This window comes from Superficieibacter sp. (assembly GCF_032071645.1).
Taxonomy (GTDB): Bacteria; Pseudomonadota; Gammaproteobacteria; order Enterobacterales; family Enterobacteriaceae; genus Superficieibacter.
Genome location: NZ_DAMAPU010000001.1, coordinates 691,901 through 717,179, shown reverse-complemented (window position 1 = coordinate 717,179; position 25,279 = coordinate 691,901). Strand labels below are relative to the sequence as shown.

General features: G+C 54.2%; 23 protein-coding genes and 2 pseudogenes. 8 read left to right on the top strand and 17 right to left on the bottom strand.

Features of this window, described 5'->3' with window-relative positions; genetic code table 11:
- Positions 1-29: 29 nt before the first annotated feature.
- Together RT197_RS03655 and ydgH are read right to left on the bottom strand one after the other, a co-directional pair.
- Positions 30-1,412 (bottom strand): amino acid permease, encoded by a 1,383-nt coding sequence (locus tag RT197_RS03655; protein WP_312947297.1) that lies wholly within the window; start codon positions 1,410-1,412, stop codon positions 30-32.
- 198 nt (positions 1,413-1,610) lie between these two features.
- Entirely contained in the window at positions 1,611-2,555 is a 945-nt protein-coding gene (gene ydgH / locus RT197_RS03650; protein WP_312947294.1) for a DUF1471 family protein YdgH, read from the bottom strand.
- Positions 2,556-3,074: 519 nt separating this feature from the next.
- On the opposite strand from ydgH, the gene pntA reads away from it, so the two are divergent.
- Positions 3,075-4,604: a Re/Si-specific NAD(P)(+) transhydrogenase subunit alpha gene (gene pntA / locus RT197_RS03645; RefSeq protein WP_312947293.1), complete on the top strand. Its 1,530-nt coding sequence runs from the start codon at positions 3,075-3,077 to the stop codon at positions 4,602-4,604.
- A 10-nt stretch (positions 4,605-4,614) separates the two neighbouring features.
- Positions 4,615-6,003 carry a Re/Si-specific NAD(P)(+) transhydrogenase subunit beta gene (gene pntB / locus RT197_RS03640; protein ID WP_312947292.1) on the top strand — a complete coding sequence of 463 codons (1,389 nt, stop codon included), beginning with the start codon at positions 4,615-4,617 and terminating at the stop codon, positions 6,001-6,003.
- Positions 6,004-6,066: 63 nt separating this feature from the next.
- On the opposite strand, the gene uspE is transcribed toward pntB, so the two are convergent.
- The 3 genes from uspE to ogt all read right to left on the bottom strand — a co-directional run bounded on the left by uspE (position 6,067) and on the right by ogt (position 8,623).
- Positions 6,067-7,017 (bottom strand): universal stress protein UspE, encoded by a 951-nt coding sequence (gene uspE / locus RT197_RS03635; protein WP_312947289.1) that lies wholly within the window; start codon positions 7,015-7,017, stop codon positions 6,067-6,069.
- Between the two features lie 141 nt (positions 7,018-7,158).
- Positions 7,159-7,911, bottom strand: coding sequence for a fumarate/nitrate reduction transcriptional regulator Fnr (gene fnr / locus RT197_RS03630; RefSeq protein WP_312947581.1), 753 nt, complete (start codon positions 7,909-7,911; stop codon positions 7,159-7,161).
- Between the two features lie 196 nt (positions 7,912-8,107).
- On the bottom strand, positions 8,108-8,623 hold the full coding sequence (gene ogt, locus RT197_RS03625) for a methylated-DNA--[protein]-cysteine S-methyltransferase (protein WP_312947287.1): 516 nt from the start codon (positions 8,621-8,623) through the stop codon (positions 8,108-8,110).
- Positions 8,624-9,160: 537 nt separating this feature from the next.
- On the opposite strand from ogt, the gene smrA reads away from it, so the two are divergent.
- The 3 genes from smrA (at position 9,161) to mdtI (ending at position 10,774) form a co-directional block, all read left to right on the top strand.
- Positions 9,161-9,727, top strand: coding sequence for a DNA endonuclease SmrA (smrA, locus tag RT197_RS03620; RefSeq protein WP_312947284.1), 567 nt, complete (start codon positions 9,161-9,163; stop codon positions 9,725-9,727).
- Positions 9,728-10,110: 383 nt separating this feature from the next.
- Positions 10,111-10,458: a multidrug/spermidine efflux SMR transporter subunit MdtJ gene (mdtJ, locus tag RT197_RS03615; RefSeq protein WP_312947282.1), complete on the top strand. Its 348-nt coding sequence runs from the start codon at positions 10,111-10,113 to the stop codon at positions 10,456-10,458.
- Complete coding sequence (mdtI, locus tag RT197_RS03610) at positions 10,445-10,774, top strand: multidrug/spermidine efflux SMR transporter subunit MdtI (protein WP_312947280.1); 330 nt, start codon at positions 10,445-10,447, stop codon at positions 10,772-10,774. Before mdtJ ends, mdtI begins: the two co-directional genes overlap by 14 nt.
- A gap of 3 nt (positions 10,775-10,777) precedes the next feature.
- Here mdtI and RT197_RS03605 read toward each other — a convergent pair whose 3' ends face one another.
- The 3 genes and pseudogenes from RT197_RS03605 to RT197_RS03595 form a co-directional block, all read right to left on the bottom strand.
- Positions 10,778-11,584, bottom strand: a complete 807-nt coding sequence (locus tag RT197_RS03605) for a serine protease (RefSeq protein ID WP_312947277.1) — start codon at positions 11,582-11,584, stop codon at positions 10,778-10,780.
- 258 nt (positions 11,585-11,842) lie between these two features.
- Positions 11,843-12,175 (bottom strand): annotated as a pseudogene (gene asr / locus RT197_RS03600) (acid resistance repetitive basic protein Asr); the annotation flags it as partial.
- 129 nt (positions 12,176-12,304) lie between these two features.
- Entirely contained in the window at positions 12,305-13,555 is a 1,251-nt protein-coding gene (locus RT197_RS03595) for an MFS transporter (RefSeq protein ID WP_312947274.1), read from the bottom strand.
- 128 nt (positions 13,556-13,683) lie between these two features.
- On the opposite strand from RT197_RS03595, the gene RT197_RS03590 reads away from it, so the two are divergent.
- From RT197_RS03590 to bioD, 3 genes are all read left to right on the top strand, one after another.
- The gene (locus tag RT197_RS03590; RefSeq protein ID WP_312947271.1) at positions 13,684-14,586 is read left to right on the top strand and encodes a LysR family transcriptional regulator; all 903 of its coding nucleotides are present in this window, start codon (positions 13,684-13,686) and stop codon (positions 14,584-14,586) included.
- 113 nt (positions 14,587-14,699) lie between these two features.
- The gene (mlc, locus tag RT197_RS03585) at positions 14,700-15,920 is read left to right on the top strand and encodes a sugar metabolism global transcriptional regulator Mlc (protein WP_312947268.1); all 1,221 of its coding nucleotides are present in this window, start codon (positions 14,700-14,702) and stop codon (positions 15,918-15,920) included.
- A gap of 128 nt (positions 15,921-16,048) precedes the next feature.
- Positions 16,049-16,744, top strand: a complete 696-nt coding sequence (gene bioD / locus RT197_RS03580; protein WP_312947265.1) for a dethiobiotin synthase — start codon at positions 16,049-16,051, stop codon at positions 16,742-16,744.
- On the opposite strand, the pseudogene RT197_RS03575 reads toward bioD, so the two are convergent.
- The 9 genes and pseudogenes from RT197_RS03575 to ynfE form a co-directional block, all read right to left on the bottom strand.
- A pseudogene (locus RT197_RS03575) lies at positions 16,697-16,850 on the bottom strand (voltage-gated ClC-type chloride channel ClcB); the annotation flags it as partial. The gene bioD and the pseudogene RT197_RS03575 overlap by 48 nt on opposite strands.
- A gap of 98 nt (positions 16,851-16,948) precedes the next feature.
- Positions 16,949-18,097 carry an osmoprotectant ABC transporter ATP-binding protein OsmV gene (gene osmV / locus RT197_RS03570; protein ID WP_312947262.1) on the bottom strand — a complete coding sequence of 383 codons (1,149 nt, stop codon included), beginning with the start codon at positions 18,095-18,097 and terminating at the stop codon, positions 16,949-16,951.
- Entirely contained in the window at positions 18,097-18,744 is a 648-nt protein-coding gene (gene osmW, locus RT197_RS03565) for an osmoprotectant ABC transporter permease OsmW (protein WP_312947261.1), read from the bottom strand. The genes osmV and osmW overlap by 1 nt, the downstream gene beginning before the upstream one ends.
- A gap of 9 nt (positions 18,745-18,753) precedes the next feature.
- Entirely contained in the window at positions 18,754-19,656 is a 903-nt protein-coding gene (osmX, locus tag RT197_RS03560) for an osmoprotectant ABC transporter substrate-binding protein OsmX (RefSeq protein WP_312947258.1), read from the bottom strand.
- A 19-nt stretch (positions 19,657-19,675) separates the two neighbouring features.
- Positions 19,676-20,389, bottom strand: coding sequence for an osmoprotectant ABC transporter permease OsmY (gene osmY / locus RT197_RS03555; RefSeq protein WP_312947256.1), 714 nt, complete (start codon positions 20,387-20,389; stop codon positions 19,676-19,678).
- A gap of 297 nt (positions 20,390-20,686) precedes the next feature.
- Complete coding sequence (dmsD, locus tag RT197_RS03550) at positions 20,687-21,295, bottom strand: Tat proofreading chaperone DmsD (protein WP_312947253.1); 609 nt, start codon at positions 21,293-21,295, stop codon at positions 20,687-20,689.
- Between the two features lie 45 nt (positions 21,296-21,340).
- Positions 21,341-22,198, bottom strand: a complete 858-nt coding sequence (locus RT197_RS03545) for a dimethyl sulfoxide reductase anchor subunit family protein (protein ID WP_312947251.1) — start codon at positions 22,196-22,198, stop codon at positions 21,341-21,343.
- A gap of 1 nt (position 22,199) precedes the next feature.
- On the bottom strand, positions 22,200-22,820 hold the full coding sequence (locus RT197_RS03540; RefSeq protein WP_312947249.1) for a DMSO/selenate family reductase complex B subunit: 621 nt from the start codon (positions 22,818-22,820) through the stop codon (positions 22,200-22,202).
- A gap of 10 nt (positions 22,821-22,830) precedes the next feature.
- Entirely contained in the window at positions 22,831-25,266 is a 2,436-nt protein-coding gene (gene ynfE, locus RT197_RS03535; protein ID WP_312947247.1) for a selenate/tellurate reductase subunit YnfE, read from the bottom strand.
- Positions 25,267-25,279 lie beyond the last annotated feature (13 nt).

Sequence of the window (25,279 nt, the reverse complement as noted above, 5' to 3'; positions counted from 1 at the left end):
TTGCTACGATTAGCGACGGGGCAAAAGCGTTACCCCATCAGGAACCAGGTTGCGGGAATGACAGCAACCAGTAAAAACACGATCAGCGCCTGCTCCCCTTTGCGTAAGCGGCTGTCGTGCTGATGCGTGCGGCGGGCGTAGATAAACACCAGCAGGCCGGGCGCGTACAGGATCACTGAGAGCAATAAATGCATCGGGCCGGAGGCATACAATAACCATAAGCCATAAATACAGGCTCCGATACCCACCGTCCGGTAAAGTGGGCGGCGGGCGATTTTGACCAGGAACGCGCCGACCAGAAAATAGGGCACGAGGATCATTTCCGAGGCAATATTCAGCAGCGTGTTGTAATCCGAATGGGTCAGCCAGATCAGCAACAAACAAACCTGCACGCTGATGTTGGTCAGCCACAGCGAAGCGGCAGGCGCGTTATTTTTGTTCTGCCGGGCGAATATGCGCGGGAAGGCTTTATAGGTCGCTGCGACCAGCGGCACTTCTGCCGCCATAATTGTCCAGCTCAGGTAAGCGCCGCAGACTGAGATAATCAGGCCGGTCGCGATAATCACCTCGCCCCAGGACCCCATCATTCTGACCATCAGCCCGGCCATAGACGGATTGCGCATTTCTGCCAGTTCCGGGCGCGGCACCACGCCAAGCGAGAGCATCGTTACCAGTAAATAGACGCACAGCGCGGCCAGCACCGCCAGCAAAGTGGCACGTCCGACATCACGCTTGTTTTTGGCGCGTGAGGAAACCACCACCGCGCCTTCTACACCGATAAACACCCACAGGGTGATCAGCATGGTATTTTTCACCTGCTCCCAGACCGGAACGGCTAACTTTACACCGCTAAAATCGAGGCTGAAGGTATCGAGATTAAAGGCGATTGCCGCCAGCACAATGAATAAGCCCAGCGGCAGCAGCTTGGCGAGAGTCGCGACCAGATTGATCCCGGCCGCGGTTTGCACCCCGCGCAGTACCAGCGCATGGACAATCCACAGCAGCACGGATGAACCCACCATTGCCTGCCAGGTATTGCCATCGCCAAAAATGCGCAGTTCCGGGGTGTCGGTAAAAAAGCTCAGCGCGGAAAACACGATGACCAGATAAGAAACGTTGGCGATCACCGCACACAGCCAGTAGCCCCAGGCCGAACAGAATCCGATGAGTTCCCCGAAGCCTTCCCGCGCGTAGGTAAAAATACCGCCGTCGAGTTCGGGACGCAGGCGCGTGAGGATCAGCATTGCAAATGCCAGCAGCAAAATGCCGACGCCGGTGATGGCCCAACCAATAATGAGCGCGGCCGGACTGGCGACGCTCGCCATATTCTGCGGCAAACTGAATACACCCGCTCCCAACATGGAGCTTAAAACAAGCGCGGTGAGGGCGCTAAGGCCGAGTTTCTTTTCCATTGGCAACCTGTGGCAAAAATGGGAAGACGCGAATATTTATCTTATAAAAGCGCATAAAGATGGTGGATCGCTCTAAGGCGCGGGATTGTACGAAGTGTATTAGACAGATGCAATCATGAATGGGATGAAAGGCGACTTTGTCACCAATAATTAAAGAAATTCGGGTCTGAGGGCCAGACCCGAATTGTGGTATGAAGGTTATTTGTACAGATCGGCGCTGATAGTAATGTTACCGCCACGTTCCTGCCACTGGCGCGTGATGTGATAGAACTTCGCGCCTTTCTTCGCCGCACGTTTGGCGACCTGATAGGAAATTTCGGTCATGTTGCCATAGTTGCCGGTAAATTTGACGCTATCGAACGGCACCATCTGGGCAGCGGTGATTTTGTTAACTTCCTGAACTTTCGTGCCGTCCGGTAAGGTGACAGTGTAACGTCCACCTTTTGATGACTGGGTTTCAAAGAAGCGTCCGATTTCCGCGCTGGGGGCCGCACTGGTAGCAACGCCAGGGATTTCAACTTTCTTCGCTTCTTCGCCACCCTTCGCCAGCGCTGCGCGTCCGGCTTCTGAATCAGCCGGGATGGCATCCGGGCTTTGCAGCACGCGTTTTTTGGCATCCGCTTTATAAATAAACGCCGTAATACGCTGGTTGCCGCCCTGGTTAGCATCAACCTGACGCACGATGTAGAAAGACGCCGCACCTTTTTGTTTCGCCGCTTTCGTGATGGCGTCGTTGACTTCCGGCTGGGTACGGAAGAAACCCTGAATAGTCACGGTATCGAAAGGCTCCAGCGCCACCGCCTGATCTTTCGGCAGTTCCATCACGCCGTTAATCACGCGATTTTTGGGCTGGTCAGCTTCAGGCGCATTTTCTTTATAGACGTCCGCAACTACCCGCCAGTTGCCGCTGTTATTCGCGTCGGAGGTGTCCTGAATATAGAAAGAGGCGGCCCCGATTTTATCTGCCCGGCGGGAAACGGCGGTGACGGCATCGCCAATGGCATTAAAACGGCCAGTGACCGTGATGCGATCATAAGGCTTTAGCGCTGCTGCTTGCTCCGGTGTTAATTCCGTTGCTGCCTGTGCTGACAAGGCAGTTGCAGACAGGAGTGCGGATGCCAGGAGGGTGTTCTTAAGCTTCATAAAAAAGAGTCCTTTGCCTTGCGCAAACCAGTGACTGGTATTGTTGTTGACGAAAATTGTGCTGATTATTGCATTTTAACGGCGCGATTGTCTGCGTCATTTTTCACCTTAGCTCTGCCGACCGGGGTGAGGGATATAAGTACAAGTGATATGTTGAAAAAACAGACGCTTGACCAGCAAAAGCGATTATTCATAACACTTCGTCAGGTTAATATAATGTTAAATGCAGTTTTAGCGCAGAAATATCATGACGTTTTTGCCACTTCAGCAAGCGAATTATCAGTCATGCTTCTTCTTTTCAGGCGAAAATCACTGTCTGACTGCGCATGACAGGGTGTTTCCTCAATAAATACGCAAATAGTTTTTTCTTGCGGTAGATCACAGCCGTTATTTTCAGTAGGTTATAGAAAGTTTGTTACTGTTTTATTTTGCAGATGCAATTTTGCGCGGTTTACCGCGTCACTGATTTCATCTGACGATACAACAACCATCTCCAAAAAATCGATGGAAGGGAAAACTATGCGTATTGGTGTACCAAAAGAGCGGTGGGCCGGTGAAACGCGAGTTGCAGCAACGCCGAAAACGGTTGAGCAATTGCTGAAACTTGGTTTCACCGTCGCTATTGAGAGCGGGGCAGGTAAACTGGCGAGTTTTGATGACGAGTCTTTTACCCTGGCCGGTGCTGAAATCGCCGATTCCAGCAGCGTCTGGCAATCGGATGTCATTCTCAAAGTGAACGCGCCTACGGATGCGGAAATAGCGTTGCTCAATCCAGGCACAACGCTGATTAGCTTTATCTGGCCTGCCCAGAATGCAGAACTGATGGAAAAACTGGCGGCGCGTAACGTCACCGTGATGTCAATGGACGCCGTGCCGCGTATTTCGCGTGCCCAGGCGCTGGATGCGCTCAGCTCAATGGCAAATATCGCGGGCTATCGCGCGATTGTCGAAGCCGCTCACCAGTTTGGTCGCTTCTTCACCGGGCAAATCACCGCCGCAGGTAAAGTGCCTCCGGCTAAAGTGATGGTGATCGGGGCCGGGGTTGCGGGTCTGGCAGCCATTGGTGCAGCCAATAGTCTTGGCGCTATTGTGCGCGCCTTCGACACCCGCCCGGAAGTGAAAGAGCAGGTGCAGAGTATGGGTGCCGAATTCCTCGAACTGGATTTTAAAGAGGAAGCCGGCAGCGGCGACGGCTACGCCAAAGTGATGTCTGAAGCCTTCATCAAGGCTGAAATGGAACTGTTCGCCCAGCAGGCTAAAGATGTCGATATTATCGTCACTACCGCGTTAATTCCCGGCAAGCCCGCGCCTAAGCTCATCACCCGCGAGATGGTTGACTCAATGAAGTCCGGCAGCGTGGTGGTGGATCTGGCGGCGCAGAACGGCGGCAACTGTGAATACACGGTAGCCAACGAGATCGTCACGACGCCGGGCGGCGTGAAAATCATCGGTTACACCGATCTTCCGGGACGTCTGCCTACGCAATCCTCACAGCTTTACGGTACCAACCTGGTCAACCTGCTGAAGCTGTTATGCAAAGAAAAAGACGGCAACGTGGTCGTGGATTTTGACGACGTGGTGGTTCGCGGCGTAACCGTGATCCGCGATGGCGAAGTGACCTGGCCCGCGCCGCCGATTCAGGTTTCCGCCCAGCCACAGGCTGCGCCGAAAGCCGCGCCAGCGCCGAAAGAGCCGGAAAAACCCGCTTCGCCAATGCGTAAATACGCAATTATGGCGCTGGCGATTATCCTGTTTGCCTGGCTGGCAGACGTCGCGCCGAAAGAGTTCCTCGGTCACTTTACCGTCTTCGCTCTGGCCTGCGTGGTCGGTTACTACGTGGTATGGAACGTTTCACACGCGCTGCATACGCCGCTGATGTCGGTAACGAACGCCATCTCCGGGATTATCGTCGTGGGTGCGCTATTACAAATTGGTCACGGGGGTTGGGTCAGCTTTTTCAGCTTCATCGCCGTGTTAATTGCCAGCATTAACATTTTCGGTGGTTTCACCGTGACTCAGCGTATGCTGAAAATGTTCCGGAAGAACTAAGGGGTAACACATGTCTGGAGGATTAGTTACAGCTGCATACATTGTTGCCGCGATCCTGTTTATTTTCAGTCTGGCCGGGTTGTCAAAGCATGAAACCTCGCGTCAGGGGAATACCTTCGGTATTGCCGGGATGGCGATCGCGCTGATTGCAACCATTTTTGGCCCGGATACCGGCAACGTAGTGTGGATCATCGTCGCGATGGTCATTGGTGGCGCGATTGGTATTCATTTGGCGAAGAAAGTCGAAATGACCGAAATGCCGGAACTGGTTGCTATTCTGCACAGCTTCGTTGGTCTGGCAGCGGTACTGGTAGGCTTTAACAGCTATCTGGATCACGGATCTGACGTAGAGGGGATTCTGGCTGGCATTCATTTGACTGAAGTGTTCCTCGGCATCTTTATCGGTGCGGTGACCTTTACCGGTTCTCTGGTCGCCTTCGGCAAACTGCGCGGTAAGATCTCCTCAAAACCGCTGATGCTGCCGAATCGCCACAAGATGAATCTGGCGGCGCTGGTTGTTTCCTTTGTACTGCTGGTGGTATTCGTCCGCACTGACAGCGCGGTATTACAGGCGCTGGCGCTGCTGGTCATGACCCTCATCGCGCTGGCCTTCGGCTGGCATCTTGTCGCCTCCATCGGCGGTGCCGATATGCCGGTTGTGGTATCAATGCTGAACTCCTACTCCGGTTGGGCAGCGGCGGCGGCGGGCTTTATGCTCAGCAACGACCTGCTGATCGTTACCGGTGCGCTGGTCGGTTCGTCCGGGGCCATCCTGTCTTACATTATGTGTAAGGCGATGAACCGTTCGTTTATCAGCGTGATCGCGGGCGGCTTCGGTACTGATGGAACTTCCGACGGTAGTGATGCCGAAGTGGGCGAGCACCGTGAAATCACTGCTGAAGAAACCGCTGAAATGCTGAAAGGCTCGCAAACGGTGATCATCACTCCCGGTTACGGGATGGCGGTGGCGCAGGCACAATATCCGGTCGCTGAAATTACCGAAAAACTGCGTGCGCGGGGGATCAAAGTTCGCTTTGGTATTCACCCGGTTGCCGGTCGTTTGCCGGGCCATATGAACGTACTGCTGGCGGAGGCGAAAGTGCCTTACGACATCGTGCTGGAAATGGATGAAATCAACGATGATTTCATCGATACCGACACCGTGCTGGTCATCGGCGCGAATGATACGGTCAACCCGGCGGCGCAGGACGATCCGCGTAGCCCCATCGCCGGAATGCCGGTGCTGGAAGTATGGAAAGCGCAGAACGTGATTGTGTTTAAACGTTCGATGAACACCGGTTACGCCGGGGTACAGAACCCGCTGTTCTTCAAGGATAATACCCAAATGCTGTTTGGCGATGCCAAAGCCAGCGTGGATGCGATCCTGAAAGCGCTCTGATAACCGCGCGTCGGTGATACAAAAAAGCCGCTCTCAAGGAGCGGCTTTTTTTATGGCTTGCACTTAATCGTCTTCGTCGTCATCCAGCTCAACGGGCGTCTGGAACTGGTCTGGCTTAATCACTAACAGGTCGCAGCGCAGATGGTCGATCACCTGTTCCGCCGTGTTCCCCAGGAAAGCGGCGGAAAGGCCGGTGCGCCCGACCGTACCCAGCACCACAATCCCGGCCTGTAAATGCTCCGCCAGATCGGGGATCACCTCTTCAGGTAAGCCTTTCTCCACGTGAGTCATATTTTCGCTGATACTGAATTTCTGCCGCAGCGCTTTCATCGCCAGCAAATGCTGACCGCGAATGGCGTCGTTATACACGCTGGGATCAAAATCAGGCAGTTCAATGGCAATGTTGATTGGCGTGACCGGATACGCTCCGCCGAGGTGAACTTCTGTATGATTTACATGCTCTGCAAGACTTAACGTCTCTTTGACCAGTTTTTCATTCAGCGAATTATGATATTCCTCTTCGCTGGCGAGGTTAACCGCCACCAGCGCTTTACCGCCTTCCGGCCACGGCTGATCTTTCACCATCCATACCGGGCAGGGGCATTTGCGCAGCAGATGCCAGTCGGTCGGGGTAAAAATCACGGATTCGAGTTTGTCGTGCTGGTGGGTCATTTTCAGCAGCAGGTCATGCCCGCCGCTAATCACTTCCTGAATAATCGCTTCAAATGGACGATTGTGCCAGACCACTTTGATGTCAACAGGCACACCGGCATCCAGATAAAATTTCGCCTGCTCACGTATCCATGCGCTACGTTGGCTGATGACGCCCTGACGCATAGCGGTACGCTCATCAGGGGACAAGAGGGTGGTCATCTCGTAGGAAAAGTCATAGATCGGCAGGAAAGCTTTGATGCGGCCACCAATCCGTTGATGCAAATAAACAGCTCGTCGTAGTGCAGGTTGATCGTCCTGGTTAGGATCGATAGCGACCAGCATATTTTGATATTTTGCCATAGTGGGTCTCCTTACAACTGTCGCCACAGTCTGTAACTACAAGATAACCCATCTGATGAAAATGAAACAGGGGGATAACCTTCGCCAGATCAATAAATCAGAGAAATGTAACCTCTGGCGAAGGAGAGAAAAGAAGCGGGATCAGGCGATATTACGGCTGTGACCGGCAAGCTGCGCCAGAATATCGTTGTTTTCGATGGTGATGTATTTGCCTTTTACCGCCAGCATACCGTTTTTCTGGAAACGTCCCAGCAGACGGCTGATCGTCTCAACCGTCAGGCCGAGATAGTTACCGATATCGCCACGGGTCATGGTCAGACGAAACTCGCGCGGCGAGAAGCCCCGCTGGGCAAAACGACGTGACAGATTGTAGATAAACGCTGCCAGGCGCTCTTCCGCGTTTTTCTTGGAGAGCAGCAGGATCATGTCCTGATCGCCTTTGATTTCACCGCTCATCAGACGCATCATTTGCTGACGCAGGTTAGGCATTTTGCCTGACAGGTCGTCCAGCGTCTCAAACGGGATCTCACATACCATTGAGGTTTCAAGCGCCTGGGCAAAGCTCGGATGATGCCCCGTGCCGATGGCATCAAAGCCGACCAGATCGCCCGCCAGATGAAACCCGGTGATCTGCTCATCACCCTGTTCGGTGATGGTGTAGCTTTTGATGGTGCCGGAACGGATTGCATACAGCGATTTCAGTTCATCACCCGCTTTAAACAACGTCTGGCTTTTCTGGATGGGCTTTTTACGCTCGATAATATTATCGAGCTGATCAAGCTCATGCTCATTCAGCGTGAAAGGGATGCAAAGCTGGCTAATACTGCAATCCTGACAATGGATAGCACAACCGCCAGACTGAATGCGTCGTATAATTCGCTTTTCCGGGATCATAGGTCTGCTCAGGCCGTTATTGATATTGGTCAATTTTATCATCTTTTTTGTATGCAAGTAACCCTGCGACATCCCCATCAGCCTAATAATGAAATGACCCCGCCAGCGCCAGTTTCATGTCCTTGATATCGCTAGGGTTAAGCGGCATGTCGCTGATCGTAAAGACGAGTTCCCCGCTGAAACTGCGCACGTTTAATCAAAGCAGCAGGTAGCCTTCATGACGTAAAAGCCACTCTTTGCGCTCCACGCCGCCCGCATAGCCGGTCATAGTGCCGTTACGGCCAATCACCCGGTGGCAGGGTACGACGATGCTGATTGGGTTGGAGCCATTCGCGGTGCCAACGGCTCTGGCTGCCCCGGCGCGCCCCAGGTGCTCGGCAAGCTGACCGTAATGCATGACCTGACCGCAGGGAATATCGCGCAACGCTTTCCACACCTGGCGCTGAAAAGGTGTGCCTGCCGTTTCGGTAGGCAACGAATCAATAACGCTGAGATCCCCCGCAAAATAGTCCGCCAGTTTTTGGCTTAATCCGCCCGGATTGACGGCATCGACCCGGCAATATCCCTGCTGGCGATAGTGGAGATCGAGAAGTAATTCCATTCGTGCGCTATGCTCCTCCCACTCAACGGCCCGCAGACAAAACTGTTCATCGCTGATCACCCATAGCGGGCCTAATGGGGTAGCTATTTTGTCCTGTAACAGCGTCAGCATTATTTGCTCCTGAGATCCGAAAAGGTAAATAATGTGCATCTTTGCGCGGCGAAGCAAGCGTTTTGCATTATGTGCCGGCATCGGGGAAATTATTCATTTTTTGGTGCCCGATGGTTAAAAAACGCGCCGCCTGATACGTTAAGATTATTTATATATTGAAGAGAATTAAATGGCAGGGAAATTAATTTGCTGTTATCAGCAGAAATAGTGCGCAATGGCTAGTCTAAAAAAACAGAGTCTGCCGACATCCAACAGACTCCAGAGAATTGACATTTTCTATCCTTAATGTTTCCCACGGATTTTCCTTTTGTGGGTAGTTAAAGGTATAGCAATTCACCGCTTAATTGCCAGCATTATCGAGTGATATATTTCACATATCGTTAAGTTTGATCAATATATTATCAGTGGTTAATTACGATTAAGTCTGATTAAATTGTTTATCACGGTAATAGTTTCGTTACGAAGAGTGTAAATTGCATTGAGGATGTCCTGACCCGAAGCTATAGTCATGGCGTAGAGTTAGCCGGAGGACAAAAAATGAACCTTGACGACAAATCGCTGTTTCTTGACGCCGTGAAGGATGTCCAGCCGTTGAAGCGATGTCATGACGCTAAATGGTCTGCCGATCGCCATACCCGTAAGCGCCCGGAACGCCCGGATATGCTGCAACTGGATAATTTTCTCACTACCGGCTTTTTGGATATCGTCCCGCTGGAAACGCCTCTCGAATTTAAGCGGGAGGGGCTGCAAAACGGCGTGCTGGAAAAACTGCGTCTGGGAAAATACGGGCAGCAGGCCAGCCTGAATCTACTTCGCCAGCCGGTCGAGCAATGTCGGCAGAAGCTGTTTGCCTTTATTACCGGCGCGTCCCGGCAGGGGCTGCGTAACTTACTCATCGTCCATGGAAAAGGGCGGGACGATAATGCCCATGCGAATATTATCCGCAGCTATCTGGCCCGCTGGCTGACTGAATTCAATGACGTACAGGCGTTTTGCGTTGCCGCGCCGCATCACGGCGGCAGCGGTGCCTGCTACGTTGCGCTGCGTAAATCCAGCGAGGCAAAGCTGGAAAACTGGGAGCGGCACGCCAAGCGCAGCCGCTGAATGCAGACCTGAACGACGCCCTCGTTCAGGTCATTCTTCTGTATTTATCGGTAAAGAACTGCAAATAACACCCTCTGTGACCCGGCGGCATGGTATAAAATCCGCGTAGTTAAACTACCGAGGACAATTTATAGCCGCCACGAAGAGAAGCAACCGGCGGATAATTGTAATATTATGGACAATCAGTTCAGTACCCCATTATCACGTCTGACTTTTCTTTCCTCTACTCTCTGTCTTTACTCTGACGAGCAGCACTGGCGCTCGGCGCTTTAGTCTTCTTCTTTCTGCTTAACGCTGCGCCTGGCGCGGTTGAATGATTTTTATCTGTCGGCAGATATTTTTATCTGTCGCGGCGGACTGTATTCTCATGCAGGAGAAGAAAAATGTTTTACTGGCTATTATTAGCGCTGGCGATCGTCGCCGAAATAACCGGCACGCTGGCGATGAAATGGTCGAGCGTTACCGGGGGCCATGGCGGTTTTATTTTAATGCTGGTGATGATCGCCATCTCTTATATTTTACTGTCGTTTGCGGTTAAAAAAATTGCGCTGGGCGTGGCGTATGCGCTCTGGGAAGGTATCGGTATTTTGCTGATCACCTTATGCAGCGTTCTGCTGTTCGATGAAATCCTGTCAGTAATGAAAATAATCGGACTGGTGACGCTGGTGTCGGGGATTGTGCTGATCAAATCCGGCACCGGAAAGAAGGAGCGCGTCCATGCAGCCGTTTGAATGGAGTCACGGCCTCTGGCTGGCCGGAGCCATTGTGCTTGAAATCATCGCCAATATTTTTCTGAAACTTTCCGACGGCTTCCGGCGTAAATTATGGGGAGCATTCTCGTTACTCTCCGTGCTGGCGGCATTTAGCGCACTTTCCCAGGCGGTGAAGGGCATCGACCTGTCCGTCGCCTATGCGCTGTGGGGTGGTTTTGGTATTGTCGCCACCCTCGCCGCAGGCTGGATCCTATTTAATCAACGCCTGAATCGCAAGGGCTGGGCGGGGCTGCTGTTACTGTTAGTCGGCATGGTGCTGATTAAATTCGCCTGACGGCTACTCACTCGCCAGCGCGTCGAGTTTGTCGCTAAAGCCGGTAACCGCAATGGCGCGGTTATCGGCCCGCCAGCGATCTTTCGCCCCCGGGGCGGAGCTTTGCACCGCAATCAGCCGCCAGCCGTCATCGGTTTTAATCATCAGCGGCGAACCGCTGTCTCCCGGCAACGTATCGCACTGATGGGAAAGCACGGCGTTCTGCGCCCAGCCGGTAACGAGGCAGTCCTGATGGCTGTACAGATCGTCGAGGTGATCCACCGGATAGCCCGACTGCGTGACTTTGCGGTCAACGGCCTTAAGCGCGGCGGATAAATCCGCTTTGCTTCCGGCAAACAGCGGGATCGGCGTAATGCCCGACGGCGGATAACGCAGCACGATCAGGCCGAAATCCCAGGCGGCAGCGGCGGGGGGAACAATCCAGCCATCGCCATCCGGGGTGAGGCGTTTACCGAGCGAGGGATCGACCCGGCCTTCAATGCCATGAATTTCGTAGCGCCACAGCCCTTTTTGCGAGATAAAACGCAGGGCAATGGCTTTATCCGCTTTGCCGCGCGGAGGCGTCAGCAAACAATGCCCGGCGGTCAGCGCCAGGTGCGGGGAAATAAGCGTGGCAGTACATAAATTGCCGCTGGCGGTTTCAAGCTGACCAATTGCATCCCACGGCGCTTCGGCAGGTGTTTCCACCCGCGTTCGATCATCGTGATTAAAAAAAAGGGTCTTAATATCTTTCGCACTCATGCTGTCATCGGCATGAACCCCAAAAGAGCACAATAGCGATCCCAGCACTGGCACAACAATTTTAAGCATATGACTCTCAGACGGGGTAATTATGATTATTAAAAGTGAACCCAATGAGATAACTATAGACGGGACGCGAAGAAAGTGGGAGCAAAATCAGCGTGCTACATTAATTCAAAAAGAGATGCGTGGCGATCAGCGCGCAAAAAATTAATGTAATGAGAATGACCTCAAATCGGTAACGACGCAACATTCTGCTCTCCATAAAAAAGGCGCTGCATCAGCGCCTGTTTATCATAAAAGCCTGTTCAGCTGCCGGACTTATGCAGCAGGCTGAGCTGCCGGTTTGGTCGCCGTTGCGCTGTGCTTAACGGCTTTTTTGTGTTTCTTCGCCGCCTGCGCTTTCTGGGTAGCCGCAGGTTTAGCCGCGTCCTGTTTTACCGCTTTTTTGTGTTTTTTAGCGGCCTGGGCTTTCTGGTCGGCAGCAGGTTTTGCAGCGTCTTTCTTATGTTTTTTATGGTGAGTTGTTTTCGCTGGTGCGGCGTGGCTGGTGGTCGCAGAAGCAGCCGGAGCCTGAGTGGTGCTGGTGGTATCAGCAGCGAAGGCAGCGGAAGACAGTCCCATAGCAGCGGCAACAACCAGAGCTAATACTTTTTTCATTCTGATATCCTCGAATTGGTTTTTTCATTCAACCCCACTGCGGGGCCGTTGAAAGAACTATATCCCTGAAGAATCAGCCTTTCCGTGAGTGTTTGGTTTCGGCGTGTAACCGTTTGTACAAACACGGGATCAGCGCAAACGACGGTGCAGAACGGTGCCGGTCAGTAATGCCGCCACCAGCATCAGCGCGATAAAACCTCCCACGCCGTTCCAGCCAAAACGGTGCCAGAATACGCCGCCCAGCGTCCCGGCAAGACTGGAACCCAGATAGTAGCTGAAGAGATACAGCGACGAGGCCTGACCCCGTGCCCGGCGGGCGCGCGGGCCAATCCAGCTACTGGCGACAGAATGCGCGGCAAAAAAGCCCGCAGAAAATAACAGCATCCCGGTAAAAATCAGCCACAGGGGGGTAAAGAGCGTCAGTAACAAACCGCACAGCATCACGCCGGTGGCGAAAAGCATCACCGGGCCGCGACCATAACGGACCGTCATCGCGCCCGCTTTTGGCGAACTCCATGTTCCGGTCAGATAGGCCACCGATAATAATCCCACTACCGCCTGGCTTAGCGACCACGGGGACAGCATCAACCGGTAGCCAATATAGTTAAACAGCGTCACGAACGATCCCATCAACAGGAATCCCTCGACAAACAGCAGCGGCAGGCCCCGGTCGCGCCAGTGCAGGCGAAAGTTGATCAGCAGCGTTCTGGGGCGCAGCGAAGAAGGGCGAAAATGCTGTGATTCGGGGAGAATTTTCCAGAACATAATCGCGGCGGCCAGCGCAAAACAGCCGATAAATCCCAGCGCGATGCGCCAGTTAAAAAAGTCGGTGAGCACTCCGCTAAGCAGGCGTCCACTCATCCCGCCGATAGAATTGCCGCTGATATACAGCCCCATCGAAAACGCCACGAAGCTGGGATGGATCTCCTCGCTCAGATAAGTCATACCCACGGCCGCCACGCCGCTTAGCGACAGACCGGTCAGCGCGCGCATAATTAAAATGCCGTGCCAGCTGGTCATCATGGTCGAAAGCAACGTACAGCACGATGCAAGCAGCAGCGCCGTCACCATCACCTTTTTGCGGCCTATGGCATCTGAAAGCGGACCGGTAAACAGCAGACCCACCGCCAGCATCGCCGTTGCCACCGAAAGTGAAATACTGCTGCTGGCAGGCGAGACGGCGAACTCCTGGGATAACACCGGCAAAATAGGCTGCACGCAGTAGAGCAGGGCAAAGGTCGCCAGCCCGGCAGAAAATAGGGCTAACGTTACCCGGATAAACGGGCGGGTGCCGCGCTGGATAAATTTGCCCGGCCGGGCTGCGGGATTCACGGCTACGTCACTGCGCGGATCGGCGGCGACGGTGGTTGTACGGCTCAATGGAAGATCCTTGCGTAAAACAATGTGTAAGAAAGTGAAATGCCTGACCCTTCAGGCGCTTATTAAGGGTAGAAAAATGTAAATATTCTGTCTAATATATTAATAATCTTAAATGATACTTTTAAAATATGAATATTGAGCTGCGACATCTGCGCTATTTTATAGCCGTAGCGGAAGAACTGCATTTTGGTCGTGCCGCTGCGCGGCTGAATATTTCCCAGCCGCCGCTGAGCCAGCAAATTCAGATGCTGGAGCAGCACATCGGCGCGCGCTTGTTTAACCGCACCAATCGCAGCGTCAGCCTGACGGCGGCGGGGAAACAGTTTTTAGCGGACAGCCGCCAGATCCTGCTGCTGGTTGATGACGCCGCGCTGCGTGCAACCCGTCTGCACCACGGCGAAACCGGAGAATTACGGATTGGTTTTACCTCTTCCGCACCGTTTATTAAATCCGTGTCCGATACGCTATCGTCATTCCGCCAGCGTTACCCTGACGTGCATATTCAGACGCGGGAGACAAACACCCGCGAGCAAATCGCGCCGCTCAATGACGGCGAACTGGATCTCGGCCTGATGCGTAACACCCAACTCCCCGACACCCTCAACGCGCAGGTCATTTTGCATGAGCCGTTGCTGGCGATGATTCACCGCGATCATCCGCTCGCCCAACAGGCCGCCGTCAGCCTGGCAGAGCTGGCGCAGGAGCCGTTTGTCTTTTTTGATCCGCACGTCGGCACCGGCCTTTATGACGATATTCTTGGATTGATGCGCCGGTATGGTTTAACGCCGGTGATAACCCAGGAAGTGGGCGAGGCGATGACCATAATTGGTCTGGTTGCGGCGGGGCTGGGGGTTTCCATTTTACCAGCGTCATTCAGGCGGGTGCAGCTTGATGAAATGCGCTGGTTGCCGATAAAAGAGAAAGATGCCGTTTCGGAAATGTGGCTGGTCTGGGCTGGCCATCGTCAGCTTAGTCAGGCCGCAATTCATTTCAGAGATCAATTATTAACTGGTGCAAAAGCACGAAAATAGCGAAAAAATGTGCGGTAAATCACAAGGCTAAGTAAAAAGTTGACGCCAGCCATTGAAGTGTTTCACCATAGCCCGCAGATTATTTCGAAGCGCGAAAATAAAGGGAGTCAGCGGTGGTAGCCGAGAGTCAGCCAGGACACATCGATCAAATTAAGCAGACCAATGCAGGAGCGGTTTATCGTCTGATTGATCAGCTTGGCCCGGTATCGCGCATTGACCTTTCGCGTCTCGCACAGCTCGCACCCGCCAGTATTACCAAAATTGTCCGTGAAATGCTGGAAGCGCATCTGGTGCAGGAAACGGAAATTCAGGATCCGGGCAGTCGTGGCCGTCCCGCTGTCGGGTTGATGGTCGAAACCGAGGCCTGGCATTATCTATCCCTGCGCATTAATCGCGGCACCGTGCAGATTGCCCTTCGTGATTTAAGCAGCAAACGGGTGGCAGAAGAGGAACTGGCGCTTCCCCTCGACGATCCTGAACCGCTTTTAACGCGGATCATCACTCATATCGATCAGTTTTTTATCCGCCATCAGCACAAACTTGAACGCCTGACCGCGATCGCCATTACGTTACCCGGAATTATTGACACCGAGAATGGCATTGTCCACCGGATGCCTTTTTATGAAGACGTCAAGGACATGCCGCTGGGTGAAACCCTGGAAAATCATACCGGTGTGCCCGTGTACATCCAGCACGATATCAGCGCGTGGACCATGGCGGAACTGCTGTTCGGCGCGTCGCGCGGGGCGCGGGATGTGATTCAGGTAGTTATCGATCACAATGTCGGCGCAGGGGTGATCACCGATGGCCGCCTGCTCCACGCCGGAAGCAGCAGCCTGGTTGAGATCGGTCATACCCAGGTCGATCCCTGGGGCAAGCGCTGCTACTGCGGGAATCATGGCTGTCTTGAAACCATCGCCAGCATTGAAAGCGTGCTGGAACTGGCGCAGGTGCGGATGAGCCAGTCCATGAGCTCCATGCTGCATCAGCAGCCTCTGAGCGTTGCCTCACTGTGCGAAGCCGCGCAGCAGGGCGATTTGCTGGCAAAAGACATCATCAGTGGCGTCGGTACTCACGTCGGGCGGATTATCGCCATCATGGTAAATTTATTTAATCCACAAAAAATCTTAATCGGTTCGCCGTTCAACCAGGCGTCTGACATCCTCTTTCCGGCCATCGCCGATTGTATTCGTCAGCAGGCGCTCCCGGCATACAGCAAGCAGATTTCCGTTGAGAGCACCCAGTTCTCTAATCAGGGAACAATGGCGGGTGCCGCGCTGGTCAAAGACGCGATGTATAACGGATCGTTACTGATTCGGCTTTTACAAGGTTAACTAATATTCACTGATAACCTAAAAAATTGCGCTATCTCAAACTGGCGGTTGACATCTTCACTTAGACTTTCTCCACCGTGATCTATAAATCAGAATGATATTTACCCGATTCAACAGTGGAGTGAATCATGCTTAAGCGTTTCTTTATTACCGGTACTGATACCGCTGTCGGAAAAACAGTGGTTTCCCGTGCGCTGTTGCAGGCGATGGCTGCTGGCGGAAAAAGCGTGGCGGGTTACAAACCCGTTGCGAAGGGGAGCAAAGAGACGCCAGAGGGACTACGCAACAAAGATGCTCTGGTGCTGCAAAGCGTTTCAACGCTAGCGCTGCCCTATGAGGCGATCAACCCTATCGCGCTGAGTGAAGAAGAAAGCAGCGTGGCGCACAGCTCGCCGATTAACTATTCCCGGCTTTCGGAAGGTCTGGCAACGCTTTCCCGGCAGGTCGATCACGTAGTGGTCGAAGGCACAGGCGGCTGGCGCAGCCTGATGAACGATTTGCGTCCACTCTCAGAATGGGTCGTTCAGGAACAGCTTCCGGTGCTGTTAGTGGTCGGTATTCAGGAAGGCTGCATCAACCACGCGCTGCTGACGGCGCAGGCGATTGCCAACGACGGCCTGCCGCTGCTGGGCTGGGTCGCTAATCGTATCAACCCTGGGCTGGCGCATTACGCTGAAATTATTGACGTGCTGAGTAAAAAACTTCCCGCGCCGCTGATTGGCGAGCTGCCTTACCTGCCGAGAGCGGAACAGCGCGACCTGGCGCAGTACATTAATTTAGCGATGCTCGGCGATGTGCTGGCGGTAGAGGGAGCCCTGGCGTAAGGTCCGCGACAAAATCGACGCCACCATGCCAGGCCAGCAGCAAACCGGGTAATAACGCACATTGCCCGGTCATTTCACAAACCATCAGCGCAGACATGATCGGCACACCAATAACCACAGCAAATAACAGGCGTCGAAATATCGCTGAGGCGTCAGGGCGATCAAAAAGCCTCCCGAGCGCAACCAATCGGGAGGCTTATCACATCAACTGTCGCTGTGAATATTCAGTGCCCGGCGGGTGCGCCCGGAACTGAGATAATCGGCGATATAGTCCTGGGAAATTTCACCGCTGTAGCGTCCGTCTTCGTCCACGATTGGCATCCAGCTGGTATTGCTCTCATACAGCTTAGACAGCACCACGCGCAGGTTATCTTCCGCCTTGCCGGTAACGCGGAACGGGTGAAGCAGGTCAGCGCTGGTGCCCGGCGCATTGCGCGCTTCGCGGCGTTTAATAAAGCCCAGCGGCTTGCCATCCTCATCCACGACGGTGATCGCGCGGATGTCGTTATCGTCCATCATGGCGAACGCTTCCAGGGCGGGCGTTGAGCGGCGGACGGTAAGGGTAGGCTGCTGATCCGTCACATCCCCCGCCGAAACCAGCAGCAGACGTTTCAGGGTGCGGTCCTGACCGACAAAAGAGCCGACAAATTCATTCGCCGGTTTTGCCAGTAGCTCGTCCGGGCTGGCGCACTGCACAATGCGCCCCTGGCGGAATACCGCGATACGATCGCCCAGCTTAAGCGCCTCATCAATATCGTGGCTGACCAGCATCACCGTCTTCTTCAGCTTACGCTGCATCTCCAGGAACTGGTTCTGGATCACCTCGCGGTTGATCGGGTCTACCGCGCCGAAAGGTTCATCCATCAGCAGGACCGGCGGATCGGCCGCCAGAGCGCGGATCACGCCGATGCGCTGCTGCTGTCCGCCGGACATCTCTTTCGGGTAGCGATGAAGAAATTTCTTCGGGTCCAGCGCAACCATATCCATCAGCTCTTCCGCGCGGCTTTTATAGCGGGCTTTATCCCAGCCGAGCATACGCGGAACGACGGTTATATTTTCCTCAATGGTCATATTGGGAAACAGACCAATTTGCTGGATCACATAGCCAATATTGCGGCGCAGGGTAACGGTATCCATGCCGCTGGTGTCCTCGCCGTTAATCAGGATCTTGCCGCCAGAAGGCGCAATCAGCCGGTTAATCATTTTCAGGGTGGTGGTTTTACCGCAGCCGGAAGGGCCGAGCAGCACGCACATTTCACCTTCCGGCACGTTCAGATTCACATTATCGACCGCTTTAAAAATCTGGCCGTTTTTTTGCTTAAATTGTTTAGTCAGGTTTTCCAGTTTTATCATTATCGTATCCCCTTCGGTGTCAGCACGATTTGCAGACGATGCAGTAACCAGTCCAGCACAATCGCCAGCAGACAAATCATCAACGCGCCAGCAATCAGCATGCGAATATCGCTGCCGCCGATGCCGTTCAGTAATAACAGGCCTAAGCCACCCGCGCCGATCACGGCGGCAATTGCCATCACGCCGATGTTCATGACCACGGCGGTGCGAATACCGCCAAAAATGACCGGCAGCGCCATCGGAATTTCAACCCAGCGCAAACGCTGCCAGAAGGTCATACCAATGCCGCGTCCGGCTTCACGCAGGCCGGGTGGCAGATTATCCAGCGCCGTATGGGTGTTACGCACAATCGGCAACAGTGAGTAAAGAAAAACGGCGGTGATGGCCGGAAGCGGGCCGATACCCTGACCGATCAGCGAAAATACCGGGATCATCAGGCCAAACAGCGCGATGGATGGAATGGTCAGCAGAATGGTCGCCAGACCGAGAATCGGCGTTGCCAGCCACTTATAGCGAACAATTACGATCCCCAATGGGACGCCAATGAGAATCGCCAGGCCTACCGCCAACCCGACCAGCCACAGGTGCTGGAAGGTGAGGCTGAAGATAAAGCCAGCGTTATCAATCATATAATGAATAGTATCCATGCGCGCTCCTTATAGCAGGCCTTTGCTTTGCAGGAAGTCGCGAGCGACCTGCTGAGGTGACTGATGATCGATATCCACCTTCGCGTTCATATCGGTGATGGCGTCATTATCAAGCTGGCTGGACAAGGTGTTTAATGCTTCTTCCAGCCCCGGATTAGCGTCCAGGGTGTCTTTACGCACTACCGGCGTCACGGCGTAGCTGGGGAAGAAACCTTTATCATCTTCCAGCACCTTCAGGTCGAAGCCTTTTACCCGTCCGTCGGTGGTGTAAACCAGCCCGGCATCGACAAAGCCATCGCGAATGGCGTTATAAACCAGACCGGGGTCCATCTGGCGGATTTGCGGGCGATCCAGCTCCATCTGATACGCTTGCTGGAGAGGCTTCATGCCGTCGCTGCGCCCGGAGAACTCAAGATCCAGACCGAGCAGCCAGTTGTTGTCCGGGTCATTGCGGCGGATGTGTTCAATCTTCGCCACCATCTGCGACATGGTCGTAATGTGTTCCGCGTCAGCCCGTTTACGCTGCATCGCGAACGCATAGGTGTTGTTCATATCAGCCGGTTTAAGCCACACCAGACCATGCTTTGCATCCAGCTTTTTCACCGTCTCGTAAGACTCCTGCGGGGTCATGCGCTGATTGATATGGTTAAAAATAATCAGCGACGTGCCTGTGTATTCCCAGGTCATATCCACCTGTTTGTTAATCATCGCATTACGCGAAATCACGGTGGCGATATTGGTTTTCGGCTGAACCTGAAATCCCTTTTTTTGCAGATACTGCACGGTCATCGCCGACAGAATATGCTGCTCGGTAAAACTTTTGGTCGCCAGCACCAGCGGTGCCGCGCTGGCCTGGCTGCCGATCAATGAAGCAGCGGCAATCAGGCTTAAAAAACAGGTTTTTAACGTCATTTAACGCTCCTTATTATTGTTATCGGGCGACGTGCGGCGTCAGGATGCGGCCCAGACTTGCCAGCAGAACGTCGAGGATCAGCGCAAAAAGGGCGGTTGCCGTTGCGCCAAGAATGAGCGTCGGGAAGTCATTCAGGTAAATGCCGGGGAAAATCAGTTCGCCGTAGCTGCTGGCCCCGATAAGGAAGGCGAGCGGGGCGGTGCCCACGTTGATGGCGGTCGCAATCCGAATGCCGGACAGCATGACGCTCCAGGCATTCGGCAACTCAACCTGACGCAGGCGCTGCCATTTGGTCATGCCAATGCCGTTTGCCGCTTCCAGTAGTGATGCCGGAACCGAGCACAGTCCGGCATAGGTATTACGCACTATCGGCAGCAGCGAGGCAAGGAACAGGGCGATAATCGCTGGCGTATCGCCAATGCCGATAAACACCATCGCCAGTGCCAGTACCGCCAGCGGCGGCAGCGTATTGCCGACGTTAAAGATCTGCATCACGTATTCAGCCACACCGCGTGCGGCGGGGCGGCTGAGTAAGATCCCGCAGGGAATGCCGACCAGTAACGCAAGAAACATCGAACTGAAGACGAGGATCAGATGTTGTTGACCCAGATAAATCAAATCAACTTTGCGCGCCGCGATGGTGTCGGGACCTATTCCCCAGACCAGTAATGCCAGCACAATGATGATAACGGCAATAAATAAAAGGGCGCGTTGAAGAGCGGTTGTATGCATTGCTGTGCCTCTCCCTGTATGCATGTGTTATGGCAACCCGGTGGCTGCATGTTGTTATGCCATGTCTGGCAGGGTGATAGAGCTATAGCAAGGGGATCGAAGGCGCACCAGAAAGCAGTGAAATAAATAGTTACGTCAGGCAAGTGATAACAGCGGGTTATGCCTTATAACGTAACGGCTGAGCCCATTTTTCTGGAAAAATCTTAAAAACGGCACCCCTGAAGTGACGTTGTCACGTTGAGCGGGTTATATACAGCGCGGAAAAAAGGAACGGGCATGAAAATCATGCCCGTTAAATCAACGATAAAGCGTTTTTTGCGCTACCGGGATCAGCAAATCAGCCTGCCATTGTGCCAGGGTGATTTGCGCCAGTTGCCCCAGCGCCTGATAAAAGGGATGCGCCGCGTGCTCGACAAACTGTGAAAGAAAACGCCCGGCCCACGGCAGCAGGTGCCAGGCCAGAAGCTGGTCGCGCTGTGCGGACTGACCGTTTTCACTTAGCCAGGCCACCAGTAACAGCAGCGTGCCAACGTGATCCTCTGGCTCATTCTGCGTGGCGTCAAAGGCGATGCCGTTCTCGCGCATCCACTGACGTAGCGCCAGCGTCGAGTCGCCGAACAGCACGCTTTCGCGATCGAGCCAGACCGATCCCCATGGCGGTGCGGGCAACGCCCACGGACCGACAAAAAGCCGCTGAAACGCCTGTGGCAGGGTTTCATCACTCTCCTGCGCAAAACCGTTCAGTTGCTCAGACTGCCCGGCAAACGGTAATTGCTTCCGCCATTCACCGGACCTGAACGCCTCTACCAGGGGTACGACGTCAGGTGAATCCGGGGGATAATAAAAAAGTGCGCCCAGAACGCGGGCGGTAAGCGCCATGGCGTCGCGCTGATGACTCTCATGCATATCATGTTGTTCCCAAAATAGCGCAGGTTTCCCTGCGCCAGTTACTTATCCAGCGACCGCCATACCGACGGTCATATGCAGGCCGTAAAAAATGCCCCTGCCCAGCAGCTCGCCTGCGATGACGCAAAGCCAGCCTGCCAGTAAACCCAGCGTATGCGGCGTTTGTCGGCGCACCAGAGGGCAGATCCAGCAGCCCAGACCGGCGCACAGTAACCCGACGCGCCAGATTTGCAGTAACGCGTAATCCGGCACCAGCGCGCTGGCCTGTTGTACCGAGCTATGCACCGCGCCAATGTGCACGCTTTGTAGCAGGATCACCGCCACACTCACCAGCAGCGCGGCCACGCTGAGTGAGGCAAACAGCGTTCCCTTAAACGGGATTTTCGCTATCCGCAGCAGCAGTGCGGCAAAAACAGGGCCGCTTAGCAGCGCGGTGAGGAAAAAGCCCAGCGTGGTGTAAGGGGTAAACCAGGTCGGCACCGTATCAATCTGGTAGACCCGCGTCATTGCCCAGATAAATACGATCCCCAGAATCATGCTGAAAATCAGCCAGATCCTGCCCACCCGCGCAGGCATTTTACCCGTCACCGCCACCAGCCACCAGAGTCCGCCCACCGCAAAGAACAGCGAGCCGCAGGCAATCTCGTTACTCAGCGCTGATTCACCCACACGGTTAAGCGAGTTAAAGGCCCGCAGCGGCGAGCCTAAGTGAGCGATCGACGCGAGAAAGGCGATCCCCATCACCAGCCAGAGAATAAAAAGGCTGCGGACAATACGCTGCTGGCCGGGGCGATCGTCCTGCGAAGCCATCCAGCCCAGACCGACCACAACAAGCCCGCCGACCACGCACTGCCCGAGAACCGTAAATAATACCAGTGGCCATTCATGCCATCCGTTTCCCATTTCAGACTTCCTCCGGGTTTGCCAGAAAACCTGTCGCATCGCCGCAGGGGCGGGTATTGGCGTTAGGTTTGATCACCAGATTGGGGCGAGTGAAATGCGCGCCCGGTAACGGCGCAACGGCGGCAAGTTTGCCATATTTTTTGTGCAGCTCTTCGACAGGGGCGAAATCGAGCGCCCGCAGCGGGCAGGACTCCACGCAGATCGGCTTTTTCCCTTCGTTGATCACGCGGTCATGGCAGCCGTCGCATTTCGTCATATGACCTTTTGCCGCGTTATATTGCGGCGCGCCGTAAGGGCAGGCCATATGGCAGTAACGGCAGCCGATGCAGATGTCTTCATCGACGATCACGAAGCCGTCGTCACGTTTGTGCATGGCTCCGCTGGGGCAAACTTTGGTACAGGCCGGATCGTCACAGTGGTTGCAGGCAATCGATAAATAGTAGGCAAAGACATTTTGCCGCCAGGTACCGTTATCCTCCTGCCAGTCGCCGCCCGCGTATTCATAAATGCGGCGGAAGCTGACGTCAGGCGTTAAGTCCTTGTAATCCTTACAGGCCAGTTCGCAGGTTTTGCATCCCGTACAGCGGCTGGAATCGATATAAAATCCATATTGTGTGCTCATCAATGCCTCCTCAGACCTTCTCGATTTCAACAAGATTGGTATGCTGCGGGTTGCCTTTCGCCAGCGGCGAGGGACGATGGGTGGTGAGGGTATTCATGCAGGAGCCATGATCGACCCGGTCGCCGGACATATCGGCGTCATGCCATGCGCCCTGTCCCATCGCGCTGACCCCCGGCATAATGCGCGGTGTCACTTTGGCGACGGTACGCACTTCGCCACGACCGTTGAATACACGGACGGCATCGCCGTTACGGATACCGCGTTTCTGCGCGTCGATCGGGTTCAGCCAGACCTCCTGACGGCAGGCGGCTTTCAGCACATCAATATTGCCGTAGCTTGAGTGGGTACGGGCTTTGTAATGAAAACCAAAAAGCTGGAGCGGGAACTGGCTGCGCAGCGGATCGTCCCAGCCTTCAAAGGCAGAGGCGTAGACCGGCAGGGGGCTGATGACGTCGCCTTTTTCAAGCTGCCAGCTTCCGGCAATGTCCGCGAGGCGACGGGAATAAATTTCAATTTTCCCCGACGGCGTCTTCAACGGGTTGGCTTCAGGATCGTCGCGGAATTTTTTATACGCAATAAAATGCCCGGCAGGGTCCCGGCGTTTATAGATCCCCATTTTTTTTAGTTCCTCATACGACGGAAGCTGGGGATCTTTTGCTGTCATCTGGGCGTATAAATATTTCAGCCAATCCTGCTGACTGCGTCCTTCGGTGAACTGCTGGTAAACGCCGCTGCCCAGTCGTCTGGCGACTTCGCTCATCATCCAGTAAATTGACCGGCGTTCAAATTTTGCGCTGGTGGCAGGCTGAATAAAGATCAGGTAGCCCATATTTCCGGCGTAATCGTTGGGAATAATATCTTCCTGCTCAACGGTCATTAAATCCGGCAGCAGAATATCGGCATATTTCGCCGACGAGGTCATAAAATTATCAATCACCACGATCGTTTCGCATTTGGATTCATCCTGCAAAATATCGTGCGTTCGGTTGATATCAGAGTGCTGGTTGGTGATTGTATTCCCCGCATAGTTCCAGATAAATTTAATCGGCACGTCGAGCTTATCTTTGCCACGCACGCCGTCGCGCAGGGCAGTCATTTCCGGGCCTCTGTCGATGGCATCGGTCCAGCTAAAGCAGGAAATTTGCGTTTTCACCGGGTTATCCGGTAACGGCATCCGTTCAATGGTGATGGTATAGGTGGATTCACGCGCGCCGCTGTTCCCGCCGCTGATGCCCACATTGCCCGTCAGGATCGGCAGCATCGCAATCGCCCGTGAGGTTAATTCTCCATTGGCCTGACGCTGCGGTCCCCAGCCCTGACAAATGTACGCGGGTTTCGCGGTGCCAATTTCCCGCGCCAGTTTGATGATCCGATCGGCCGGGATACCGGTAATGCTGGCTGCCCACGTGGGCGTTTTGGCAACGCCGTCTTCGCCATCCCCAAGAATATACGCTTTGTAATGTCCATTTGCGGGCGCGTCTGCGGGCAGCGTTTTTTCATCGTATCCCACGCAGTAGCGATCCAGAAAAGGCTGATCGACCAGATTTTCGCTGATGAGTACCCATGCCAGACCGGCTACCAGCGCGGCATCCGTGCCGGGGCGGATCGGTATCCACTCATCTTCTCGTCCGGCAGCGGTATCGGTATAACGCGGATCAATAACGATCATTCTGGCGTTTGAACGTTCGCGCGCCTGCTCAAGAAGCCAGGTGATCCCGCCGCCGCTCATCCGCGTTTCGGCAGGGTTGTTGCCAAACATCACCACCAGTTTTGAGTTTTCAATATCCGAGGTGCTGTTGCCCTCATTCGACCCGTAGGTATAAGGCATGGCGCAGGCAATTTGCGCCGTCGAGTACGTCCCATAATGGCTAAGAAAGCCGCCGTAGCAGTTCATCAGGCGGGCAACGAGAGAAGCGTAGGGCGATGAGCGGGTAATATTTCCGCCGACAATCCCGGAGGAATAATTAATATAAACGGCTTCATTGCCGTATTTCTGCACCACGTTTTTTAAGCTGTTACTGATGCTATCCAGCGCTTCGTCCCAGCTAATGCGTTCAAATTTGCCTTCGCCGCGTTTTCCCACCCGCTTCATGGGGTAGTTAAGACGGTCAGGATGATTGATGCGCCGACGGATAGAGCGCCCGCGCAGACAGGCGCGGACCTGATGATCGCCGTACACGTCGTTCCCGGTGTTATCGGTTTCGACCCAGTAAACTTCATCATCGCGGACATGCAGACGTAGCGCGCAGCGACTGCCGCAGTTCACTGAACAGGCTCCCCAGACCACTTTCTCTGACGGTTGCGATGCCTGCCTGACCGCAGCGGCGGCGGGTTTAAAGCCAAAAGGTAATGAAAAATTTGTGGCGGCCAACGCCAGCGAACCGATTGCCGTCGATTTGACAAGCGTTCGTCGGCTTATACCGCCCTGGTTTTCGACACTGGACATCATTGCTCCATCA